This is a genomic window from Dellaglioa sp. CoH-56-MRSF-10, assembly GCF_056782175.1.
This window is the reverse complement of record NZ_JBXAYF010000088.1, coordinates 1-299: the sequence shown is the minus strand read 5'-3', so window position 1 is coordinate 299 and position 299 is coordinate 1. Positions and strand designations below refer to the sequence as shown.

Annotated in this window: 1 protein-coding gene; it reads left to right on the top strand. The window is 53.2% G+C overall.

From position 1 onward, the window contains the following. A partial coding sequence (locus AC1RP4_RS07920; RefSeq protein WP_481763262.1) for a hypothetical protein occupies positions 1–180 on the top strand: 180 nt, incomplete at its 5' end. Between the last annotated feature and the right edge of the window lie 119 nt (positions 181–299).

Below are 299 nucleotides of genomic sequence, written 5' to 3'. Positions count from 1 at the left end.
GATTCTACAGTGATCTCAGATTCGTCGAACAACACGGCGCAAGACTTCAACAGCGGTATCCGTAACGTGACGGTCATCATCATTCCGGTGATACCGATCCACATCATCAACCTGCAAGTCGTTATCAGCAAGCAAGGTGTGTCGTTCACGGAAGCGTTGTCGTCGGTTCAGGCACAGTAACGGAGACAGGGGCTTCGGCCCCTGTTTTTGATAGGAGATATGCATGCATATTAATGCGGCGACCCGGCTCGTGGCTCTCGATAACAATGTGCCCGGCACTCCGGGTACGACCATAGCGC